General features: G+C 64.0%; 12 protein-coding genes and 1 pseudogene. 10 read left to right on the plus strand and 3 right to left on the minus strand.

What is annotated here, in order from left to right; all coding sequences use genetic code 11:
* Positions 1–28: 28 nt before the first annotated feature.
* Positions 29–406 (minus strand): ester cyclase, encoded by a 378-nt coding sequence (locus ACZYHG_RS16190; protein ID WP_464609385.1) that lies wholly within the window; start codon positions 404–406, stop codon positions 29–31.
* 77 nt (positions 407–483) lie between these two features.
* Positions 484–1,377 carry a LysR family transcriptional regulator gene (locus ACZYHG_RS16195; protein WP_464609386.1) on the minus strand — a complete coding sequence of 298 codons (894 nt, stop codon included), beginning with the start codon at positions 1,375–1,377 and terminating at the stop codon, positions 484–486.
* A gap of 152 nt (positions 1,378–1,529) precedes the next feature.
* Between ACZYHG_RS16195 and ACZYHG_RS16200 the strand changes: the two genes are divergently transcribed.
* From ACZYHG_RS16200 to ACZYHG_RS16220, 5 genes and pseudogenes are all read left to right on the plus strand, one after another.
* Positions 1,530–1,925: a (R)-mandelonitrile lyase gene (locus ACZYHG_RS16200; protein ID WP_464609387.1), complete on the plus strand. Its 396-nt coding sequence runs from the start codon at positions 1,530–1,532 to the stop codon at positions 1,923–1,925.
* A 53-nt stretch (positions 1,926–1,978) separates the two neighbouring features.
* Positions 1,979–2,299, plus strand: coding sequence for a carboxymuconolactone decarboxylase family protein (locus ACZYHG_RS16205; RefSeq protein ID WP_464609388.1), 321 nt, complete (start codon positions 1,979–1,981; stop codon positions 2,297–2,299).
* 4 nt (positions 2,300–2,303) lie between these two features.
* Entirely contained in the window at positions 2,304–2,678 is a 375-nt protein-coding gene (locus tag ACZYHG_RS16210) for a DUF2255 family protein (RefSeq protein ID WP_464609389.1), read from the plus strand.
* A gap of 1 nt (position 2,679) precedes the next feature.
* Positions 2,680–3,669, plus strand: a complete 990-nt coding sequence (locus tag ACZYHG_RS16215; RefSeq protein ID WP_464609390.1) for an aldo/keto reductase — start codon at positions 2,680–2,682, stop codon at positions 3,667–3,669.
* Between the two features lie 47 nt (positions 3,670–3,716).
* Positions 3,717–3,824 (plus strand): annotated as a pseudogene (locus ACZYHG_RS16220) (oxidoreductase); the annotation flags it as partial.
* A gap of 37 nt (positions 3,825–3,861) precedes the next feature.
* Here the strand turns inward: ACZYHG_RS16220 and ACZYHG_RS16225 are convergent.
* Positions 3,862–4,494: an alpha/beta hydrolase gene (locus ACZYHG_RS16225; RefSeq protein ID WP_464609391.1), complete on the minus strand. Its 633-nt coding sequence runs from the start codon at positions 4,492–4,494 to the stop codon at positions 3,862–3,864.
* A gap of 321 nt (positions 4,495–4,815) precedes the next feature.
* On the opposite strand from ACZYHG_RS16225, the gene ACZYHG_RS16230 reads away from it, so the two are divergent.
* The 5 genes from ACZYHG_RS16230 to ACZYHG_RS16250 all read left to right on the plus strand — a co-directional run bounded on the left by ACZYHG_RS16230 (position 4,816) and on the right by ACZYHG_RS16250 (position 8,960).
* Entirely contained in the window at positions 4,816–5,280 is a 465-nt protein-coding gene (locus tag ACZYHG_RS16230; protein WP_464609392.1) for a GNAT family N-acetyltransferase, read from the plus strand.
* A gap of 421 nt (positions 5,281–5,701) precedes the next feature.
* Positions 5,702–7,135: an aldehyde dehydrogenase family protein gene (locus ACZYHG_RS16235; protein ID WP_464609393.1), complete on the plus strand. Its 1,434-nt coding sequence runs from the start codon at positions 5,702–5,704 to the stop codon at positions 7,133–7,135.
* 368 nt (positions 7,136–7,503) lie between these two features.
* Positions 7,504–7,722 (plus strand): hypothetical protein, encoded by a 219-nt coding sequence (locus ACZYHG_RS16240; RefSeq protein ID WP_464609394.1) that lies wholly within the window; start codon positions 7,504–7,506, stop codon positions 7,720–7,722.
* Positions 7,723–7,857: 135 nt separating this feature from the next.
* Positions 7,858–8,268: an antitoxin Xre/MbcA/ParS toxin-binding domain-containing protein gene (locus ACZYHG_RS16245; protein ID WP_464609395.1), complete on the plus strand. Its 411-nt coding sequence runs from the start codon at positions 7,858–7,860 to the stop codon at positions 8,266–8,268.
* Positions 8,262–8,960: an RES family NAD+ phosphorylase gene (locus ACZYHG_RS16250; protein ID WP_464609396.1), complete on the plus strand. Its 699-nt coding sequence runs from the start codon at positions 8,262–8,264 to the stop codon at positions 8,958–8,960. Before ACZYHG_RS16245 ends, ACZYHG_RS16250 begins: the two co-directional genes overlap by 7 nt.
* Positions 8,961–9,012 lie beyond the last annotated feature (52 nt).

Consider the following 9,012-nt stretch of genomic DNA (forward strand, 5'->3'; position numbering starts at 1 on the left):
TCCCGGATCGTGGAGCGAAGAGGCACGACTACAGCTGCGCTGCGACGGCCGCCTTGTCGATCACCGACCAGACATTCCTGATCCGGTCGTCGAGAAACTCATAAAACACATTTTCGCTGAACGAGACTTTCCGGCCGTTGATCGGCAGGCCGAAGAAGGTCCCCCTCGGCGTGCAGTGGAACTGGATGCGGCTGGCGATGAAGGGTGGCTCGGAGATCAAGAGCTGGACATCGAAATAGAGATCCGGGATTTCGCGGAAATCCCGCTCCAGCATTTCGCGGTAGCCTGACAGCCCAATGCGCTCGCTGTTGTAGTGCACCTCGTCATGCACGAAGCGGTGCAGCCGCGCCCAATCCTGATTGTTGAGGCAGTCGATATAGCCTCGATAGAGGTCCGTCACGGTCATGGCGATGGCTCCGGTGCTTTGGAAAAGATCAGGGTTGATCGCGAAGATAGAACGCCCGCCAATACAGTCCAGACGTCCTATCCCCGATAGCGCAGCGCATCGACCAGCAGCGAGAAGGCTGGTGTCGCCTGGCGGCGGCTGGGGTAGTAGAGGTGGTAGCCGGGGAAGGGCGGGCACCAGTCAGCCAGCACCCGCACCAGTTCGCCGCTGGCAAGCGGCGCGTGCACCTGATCCTGCGGCAGATAGGCAAGGCCGAGGCCGGCCAGCACGGCATTCATGCGCAAGCCGGATGTATTGAAGATCAGTTGGCCCTCGACGCGCACCTTCAGCTCACGCCCAGCCTTTTCGAATTCCCAGGCATAGAGCCCGCCATAGGTCGGCAGGCGCAGATTGATGCAATTGTGCGTGGTCAGGTCCTGCGGTGAGCGCGGCTTCGGCCGTTTGGCGAAGTAGGCCGGCGATCCGACCACCGCCATGCGCTGGTCGGGGCCGATGCGCACCGCGATCATGTCGCGCGCCACCTGTTCGCCCAGCCGCACGCCGGCATCGTAGCGCTCGGCGACGATGTCGGTCAGGCCGTAATCGACGATGATCTCGACCCTGATGTCGGGATAGTCGGGCAGCAGCCTTGATATCGCCGGCCACAGCGCTGCATCGGCGGCGTGCTCGCCGGCGGTGATGCGGATGGTGCCGGCGGGTTTTTCACGCAAGGCGCTTACCGCGACGAGTTCGGCCTCGATCTCGCCCAGCCTCGGCCCCACGGAGCGCACCAGCCGCTCGCCAGCCTCGGTGGGCGAAACGCTGCGCGTGGTGCGGGTGAGCAGCCGCACGCCCAGCCGCTCCTCCAGCGCCCGCACCGTGTGGCTGAGCGCCGATTGCGAAACGCCGAGCTGGGCCGCCGCGCGGGTGAAGCTTTTTTCGCGCGCGACCGCGAGGAAGGCGGTCAGCTCATTCAGATTGTCTCGCGGCATTGATGAGCTCTCCTCATAAGTACATGCCGGATATAGCAGCTAATCCGGGCCAATCGCAGGCGCTAAATAGAGGCCATCACAATTGGCTGGAGAAGTCGGCGGCCCGCAAGCCCCGTGGCAGCGTCCTGCCTGGCGTCGAGAAGGGAAAAACCTTGGATATCAAGCGAAGCGGCTCGCAGGCCTCGGCGAAAGGCCCTGCGGAGTATTTTACCGGCACGGTGCGCATCGACGCGCCCTTCAAGGGTAGCGAACCCGCCCGCGTCGGCGGTGCCACCGTGACCTTCGAGCCCGGCGCGCGCACCGCCTGGCACGCCCATCCGCTCGGCCAGACGCTGATCGTTCTGTCAGGCGCCGGGCTTGTCCAGCGCGAGGGTGGGCCGATCGAACCGATCCGCCCCGGCGACATCGTCTGGTTCGCGCCCGGCGAAACGCACTGGCATGGCGCGGCACCAACCACGGCAATGAGCCATATCGCCATCGCCGAAGCGCTCGACGGCAAGGTCGTCGACTGGATGGAGAAGGTCAGCGACGACCAATACGGGGTTTGACACGGCGGTTCCCGGCTCCATCTCCGATACATCCCCTAGCGAAGGAAGCTCTCATGACTGACAAAAGCCCGTTCTCCGATATCGCGCCCGCGCTCGGCAAATACACCGACGAGGTGCTGTTCGGGGATGTCTGGAAGCGCCCGGGCCTTTCGCCGCGCGATCGCAGCCTCGTCACCGTCACCAGCCTGGTCTCGAACTACCGGATCAACGAGATGCCTTTCCACATGAAGCGGGCGCTCGACAATGGCGTCACCCCCGACGAACTCATCGAAACCATCACGCATCTCGCCTTCTACGCCGGATGGCCGGCGGCCAGCACCGCGATCGGCATTGCACGGAAAGTCTTCGAGCAGGCCGACGCCGAGAAGGGGTGAAGCCATGCCATGGTCGAAGGACGAACTCCCAAGGATCGCGGCAACCGACGATCTGCATATTTCGCCGTTGCGTGATGACGGCGTGACCCTGGGGACGCCGACATGGATCTGGTCGGTCGTTGCCGACGGCGCGCTTTATGTGCGCGGCTACAATGGCCTGCAGTCGCGCTGGTATCAGGCTGCGATCAAGCAGAAGGCCGGTCGCATCACCGCTGCCGGCATGGCCAGGGACGTCGGCTTCGAACCGGTCGAGGGAACCGTCAACGACCGGATCGATGACGCCTACAGAGCGAAATACGCAGCCAGCCCCTATCTCGCGCCGATGATCGCGGCGCGCGCCCGCGCCGCCACGGTGCGGATCACACCGAAGGAGAATTGAAATGCAAAAGCGCACACTTGGAAACAGCGGCCTCGAAGTCTCGGCCATTGGGCTCGGCTGCATGGGCATGAGCCATTCTTACGGGCAGCCGATGGAGACGCCGGATGCGGTCCGCCTGATCCGCTCCGCGTTCGAGCGGGGCATCACCTTCTTCGACACGGCCGAGGTCTATGGACCGTTCAAGAATGAGGAGGTCGTTGGCGAGGCGCTGCAGCCGATCCGCGACCAGGTGGTGATCGCCACCAAATTCGGCATCGATATCGCAGGTTCCGCTGGACATGAGGGCATGGACAGCCGGCCGCAGCATATTCGCGACGTCGTCGAGGCTTCGCTCAAGCGGCTGAGGACCGACCGCATCGACCTTTTCTACCAGCACCGCGTCGATCCGGTGGTGCCGATCGAAGAGGTGGCGGGCGCGGCGAAGGACCTGATCGGGCAGGGCAAGGTCAAGCATTTCGGCCTCTCCGAAGCCGGCGTGCGCACCATAAGGCGGGCGCACGCCGTGCAGCCGGTCGCAGCCCTTCAAAGCGAATACTCACTCTGGTGGCGTGAACCCGAGGAGGCGATTATGCCGGTGCTCGAGGAACTGGGCATCGGCTTCGTGCCCTTCAGCCCACTGGGCAAGGGGTTCCTGACCGGGGCGATCAACGCCAGCACGACGTTCGACAGCAGCGACTTCCGCAACACCGTGCCGCGTTTTGCAGAGGAGGCGCGCAAGGCAAACCAGGCACTCGTCGACGCCATCGTCGCGATCGCGGCGCAGAAGAAGGTGACACCGGCGCAGGTCGCGCTCGCCTGGCTGCTGGCGCAAAAACCCTGGATCGTCCCGATCCCTGGCACGACGAAGCTCAACCGCCTCGAGGAGAACATCGGATCGGCCACTGTTACGCTGACCACCGATGATCTTGCCAACATCGAGAACGCGGTCTCGGCGATTGCCGTGCAGGGCGAGCGCTACTCGCCGCAACAGGCGGCACGGATCGATCGCTGAGGCGGAATGAGCCTGATGTCGCCGAGTGCGTGCGCGCGCTCGGCGACCGGGTGGCCATCCCGGCGGATTCCTTGGCGAGGACCGTGGTGTTCGCCATGAGCCAGCCGGACGAGGTCGACATCAACGAGATATTGTTTCGGCCGACGGCGCAGGAGTATCAGGCCGCTGGCGGAAGCGTTGGCGCCGAACTGTTTAACGTGCAATCGCCTGAAGCCACTCGCCGGCAATTCGCTTGTCCTCGGCGGTGATCGAGTGGCCGACCGGCAGCACATGATGGACCACCGACGCCCCGGCACGGACCAGCCGATCAGCCAGTCGCAGTCCATCGCCCGGCGATCTGCGGCTGTCGCTGTCTCCATCAAGGATCAGCACCGGCGTTCTGTCCAATCGCTGCGGGATATCTGCAGTGAACGGGGAGAGGGGACGAAACAGGACCGCCCCCGCCAACAGGCCGGGGCGGGTCAGCAGCAGGGCTGCCGCCATGATGGCACCGTTGGAAAAGCCGATGGCTATGGGGCGTCCGTTCAAGCCGTAGTGGCCGCAGGCCGCTTCGATGAATTCCGCCAGCACAGGCGCCCTTGCGGCAATATCCGCTTCGTTGACCCGGCGATCTGGAAAACGATGGAAGAAGGCGTGCCCGCCGTCGATGGTAACCGTGCCGCGCATGCCGAGCCTCGCCGCCTCAGGCGCCAGTTCGCCAGCCAAGGGCAGCAGCTCGAACTCGTTGCCGCCCGAACCGTGGAGCAGAACGAGCGGCGCACGGATCATATCGGTGCCAGGAACGAAGCAGTGAGCGTGTGTCGGGTCGGGCATCTGCAAGGCCATTGGTTTTGTCAGCGACAATTGACCTTATAGGTTCCAGATCAAGCGGGCGGTTTCCAAAATCGGCATTTCACGGGATCGCTGCATGGCTGCAAGTGGACGACGAAGCTCTGGGCCAATCCCGAAATCTTGACGCGCCGCGCTTCCTGCGCCAGCTTGGCGCCATGTTCGCCCTCGCGCCCACCAACACCAAGCGACGCCGCCCAGTGCGGAGCGGCAAGCTGATTTCGCGACGACAAAGGCCGGCAGGATAGATCCGGTTCGTTCGTTTCCAGCCCCGCCCGCGATAACGCCGGCGGGGTTTTTCATGCCTGGAGCCTTGTTATGACAAAAAATTCCATCCGGTTTCGGCCGGCCGAGCCCGCCGACGCCGCAGCGATCAGGGACATTGTGCGCGCAGCCTATGGCAAATGGGTGCCGGTGATCGGCCGCGAGCCGCTGCCGATGCGCGCCGACTATGACAAAGCCGTCGCCGAGCATCCGTTCGAGCTCGCCGTCGCGGACGGCGGCATCGTCGGCATGATCGAAACCATGCTCGCCGACGATCACCTCTGGATCGAGAATGTCTGCGTGGCGCCGGAAGCGCAGGGCAGGGGCATCGGCCGGCTGTTGCTGGAGCGGGCTGAAAGCAAGGCGCTCGAAGCGGGTCGATCCGAGCTGCGCCTGCTGACCAACGGCGCCTTCGAGGCCAATGTGTTGTTGTACAAAAGGCACGGCTATACGATCGACCGGGAGGAGCCGTTCATGGGTGGTGTGACGGTCTATATGAGCAAGAGATTGGCCGGCTGATGCGGGCGGCGGTTGCCGCTTCGGTCCGCATTGGAGCGTGAACGGGGCGGAAGTAGCGCTCTACGGCGCCTCCCTCTGTCCTGCCGGACATCTCCCCACGGGTGGGGAGATTGGCCGTCACGACGGGTTTCGCCAATCTCCGGTGCAAGAAGAGGCGCCATGGACGGAACAGCTAATCTCCCCCCAAGTGGGGAAGATGTCCGGCAGGACAGAGGGGGGCGCGAAGGAACTCGGCGGTGATTTTTCAGCGCCTCGGATAGTGCTACAGTCCGACGACGGCATACCGCACACGCTGGCTCAATCACTGCCGTTCTGGCTCAACCACTTCGGGGGTTGCGTTTGACAGCGGCGTTTGTGCATCGTTATCTCTAGCCACATATCACGGCCGGAACGGCTCTGCGGCACCCCCAAGGAGAAAACCATGTCACACAATCTGCAGTTCTATATCGATGGCGCGTGGGTCGATCCTGTTGTGCCCAACACGCTCGATGTCATCGACCCGTCGAACGAGGATGCCTTCGCGCAGATCTCGCTCGGCTCCAAGGCCGATGTCGACAAAGCGGTGGCCGCCGCCAAGCGCGCCTTCAACACATTCGGCTTCACCTCGGTGGAAGAGCGCCTCGATATCCTGAACCGCGTCATCGAGGTCTACAAGAAGCGCTCCAAGGATCTGGCGCTCGCCGTGTCACGCGAAATGGGCGCGCCGCGCCAGATGGCGCTCGACAGCCAGGTCGGCGTCGGGCTGGCGCATCTCGTGAAGATGGCCGAGACGCTGAAGTCGTTCCAGTTCCGTCACGTCAAGGGCTCGTCACTCATCGTCAAGGAGCCGATCGGCGTCGTCGGCCTGATCACGCCGTGGAACTGGCCGCTGAACCAGATCACCTGCAAGGTCGGCCCAGCCCTTGCCGCCGGTTGCACCATGGTGCTGAAGCCATCGGAAATCGCGCCGCTCGACGCCATCATCTTCGCCGAGATCATCGACGAGGCCGGCGTGCCGAAGGGCGTGTTCAACCTCGTCAATGGCGATGGCCCGGGCGTTGGCCAGGCGCTGTCCAGCCATCCCGACATCGACATGATGTCGTTCACCGGCTCGACGCGGGCCGGCATCCTGGTGGCCAAGGCGGCCGCCGACACGGTCAAGCGCGTACACCAGGAGCTTGGCGGCAAATCGGCCAACATCCTGTTCCCGGATGTCGACCTCGAAAAGGCTGTCACCAAGGGCGTCGCCGGCTGCTTCGGCAACTCAGGCCAGTCCTGCAATGCGCCGACCCGCATGTTCGTGCCGCGCGACCGTCATGACGAGGCTGCTGGCTATGCCAAGGCGGCAGCGGAAAAGTTCACCGTCGGTCCTGCCGATGGCGCCAACACCAAGCTTGGCCCTGTCGTCAGCCAGGTCCAGTTCGACAAGATCCAGGATCTGATCCAGGCCGGTATCGACGAGGGTGCAACGCTCGTCGCTGGCGGCCCCGGCCGCCCCGCCGAACTCAACCGCGGCTACTATATCAGGCCGACCGTGTTCGCCGACGTCACCCACGACATGCGCATCGCGCGTGAAGAAATCTTCGGACCGGTGCTGGCGATCATGCCTTATGACACGGTCGAACAGGCGGTCGAGCAGGCCAACGACACCGTCTACGGCCTTGCCTCCTACATCCAGGCCAAGGACATCCAGAAGGCCCGCGACGTCGCGGCGCGCATGCGCTCCGGCAATGTCTACATCAACTACCCGACCTGGGACGCCGGCCTGCCCTTCGGCGGCTACAAGCAGTCGGGCAATGGCCGCGAATACGCCGAATATGGGCTCGAGGATTTTCTGGAGATCAAGGGCATCGCTGGGTATGAGGCGGCGGAGTAGGTTTGACTCGCGCCGCGACGAGCGGCGCGCGACTTTCTGGAACTAGGCCAATTGTCCGAAGCCGGCGCCGCCCCTCATCCGCCTGCCGGCACCTTCTCCCCGTATAGTGACGGGGAGAAGAATGCTGTCGCGCCGTCGGCGCTTCTTTTGCAACCACGGTGATTGGCGAAATCGCCAATGGCAGTGTCTTTCTCCCCGTCACTATACGGGGAGAAATGTCCGGCAGACAATGAGGGGCAGCGCGGACGCTCGCATCTCTGGCGCCCTGAGCCAAGCCATTCCCGCCCTGCCACCCTCTCGATACCGCTAGTTGTTGGCTCCTCCGGCATCGGGCAGGTTCAGCCGTCCTGAACAATGGGGTGGCTGGAATGAAACTCGTGAAAGTGCTTGGTATCGCGGCGGTGGCGACGATGGTGTTTGCGGTCTGCGCCGAGGCGAATGCCAAGTCGACGATCGCCAATTCGCCGTGCAAGGAAGACCGGCAGCGGCTCTGCCCGCAATTTCCGAACGGTAGCGCCGGGCCGTGCTTGAAGAAGCATCTGAAGGAACTGAGCCCGGCCTGCAAGGCGAAGGTGCTGGGGAAGTAGAACTGGCGGCGACCTTCCCGAAGCTGGGTTTCTCGCCCATTCCGTGTTGGCGAGAAACCCAGGCTTGTCGAACCCTCATCCTTGCCAATTGGCAAATACATGCTATATCTCTGCCAATAGCAGAGGTCAGCAAACATGCAGCTTCAGTCCATCGTCACCACGCCGGCCACGGTCGGGTCAGCCATTTCGGAAGAAGAGGCGGGCGCCCTGGCGCGCACCACGGTCAATCTGTTCAAGGCGTGGAACCTGACTGACATCGAGGCCTGCATCCTGCTTGGCGGCATGTCTGCGCGGACCTGGGCACGCTGGAAGGAAGGCGGCATCGGCCGCATCGACCGCGATTTGCGCACCCGCATGGCGCATCTAATGGGCATCCACAAGGGCCTGCGCTATCTCTTCACCGAGCCGGCGCGCGGCTATGCCTGGATCCGCAAGCCCAATGCGACGTTCGGCGGCCAGTCGGCGCTCGACCTGATGCTGCGCGGCGAAATCTCGGATCTTGCCGCGATGCGCGAATGGCTTGATGCGGAGCGTGGTGCATGGTGAGTGGGCTTGCGGTCCGGCGCCGCGTCCACTGGCACCAGACCTTTCGCATTATCCGCTCCATCCATCCGCCGATCGACCTCTTCGAGGATATTGCCGATCCGCGCGACTGGGAGGCGCTGGCCTCGGTGGAGGAGAAGACCAATCCGCGCATCCGGCTGGAGATCGGCGACCTCGGCAAGGTGACCGCCGCAAGGCGGGTTTCCGGCCCCGGCGCCAGCTTCGTCATGGCGCCCTTCGTGCATTGTTCGCCGCTGCGTCCGGGCCGCTTTTCGGATGGCAGCTACGGCCTCTATTATGCCGGCGACAGCGAGGAGGTGGCGCTGGCCGAGACCATCCACCACCACCAGAATTTCATGCGCGCCACCCATGAGGAGCCGGGCTGGACGGCGGACTTTCGCGTGCTGATCGGTAGCGTCGATCGCGACCTCGACGACGTCAACGCCGTGCCCGGCGTGCTCGACCCCGACGACTACACCGCCTCGCAGGCGGAGGGGCGGGCGCTGCGGGCGCAAGGCAGCGACGGGCTGGTGTGGAACAGCGTGCGCATGCCGGGCGGCCAATGCATCGGTATCTTCTGGCCCGACGTCATCACCGTTCCCGTGCAGGGCCGGCATTACAGCTACCACTGGGACGGCGCCCGCGTGGATTTCGTTCGCCAGCACGATACGGGCAAGGTGCTGGCGGTCAGCTGATGGCGGGTCTTCGGCTTTCCACAGCTGGTTGTCGGGTGGGGATAGAGATCAC

The sequence above is a fragment of the Mesorhizobium subarcticum genome (assembly GCF_055456085.1).

Coding starts and splice junctions, on each gene's coding strand:
- ACZYHG_RS16190 (WP_464609385.1), bottom strand. CDS start 406: ATGACCGTGACGGACCTCTATCGAGGCTATATCGACTGCCTCAACAAT.
- ACZYHG_RS16210 (WP_464609389.1), top strand. CDS start 2,304: ATGCCATGGTCGAAGGACGAACTCCCAAGGATCGCGGCAACCGACGAT.
- ACZYHG_RS16205 (WP_464609388.1), top strand. CDS start 1,979: ATGACTGACAAAAGCCCGTTCTCCGATATCGCGCCCGCGCTCGGCAAA.
- ACZYHG_RS16250 (WP_464609396.1), top strand. CDS start 8,262: ATGGTGAGTGGGCTTGCGGTCCGGCGCCGCGTCCACTGGCACCAGACC.
- ACZYHG_RS16195 (WP_464609386.1), bottom strand. CDS start 1,377: ATGCCGCGAGACAATCTGAATGAGCTGACCGCCTTCCTCGCGGTCGCG.
- ACZYHG_RS16235 (WP_464609393.1), top strand. CDS start 5,702: ATGTCACACAATCTGCAGTTCTATATCGATGGCGCGTGGGTCGATCCT.
- ACZYHG_RS16230 (WP_464609392.1), top strand. CDS start 4,816: ATGACAAAAAATTCCATCCGGTTTCGGCCGGCCGAGCCCGCCGACGCC.
- ACZYHG_RS16240 (WP_464609394.1), top strand. CDS start 7,504: ATGAAACTCGTGAAAGTGCTTGGTATCGCGGCGGTGGCGACGATGGTG.
- ACZYHG_RS16225 (WP_464609391.1), bottom strand. CDS start 4,494: ATGGCCTTGCAGATGCCCGACCCGACACACGCTCACTGCTTCGTTCCT.
- ACZYHG_RS16245 (WP_464609395.1), top strand. CDS start 7,858: ATGCAGCTTCAGTCCATCGTCACCACGCCGGCCACGGTCGGGTCAGCC.
- ACZYHG_RS16215 (WP_464609390.1), top strand. CDS start 2,680: ATGCAAAAGCGCACACTTGGAAACAGCGGCCTCGAAGTCTCGGCCATT.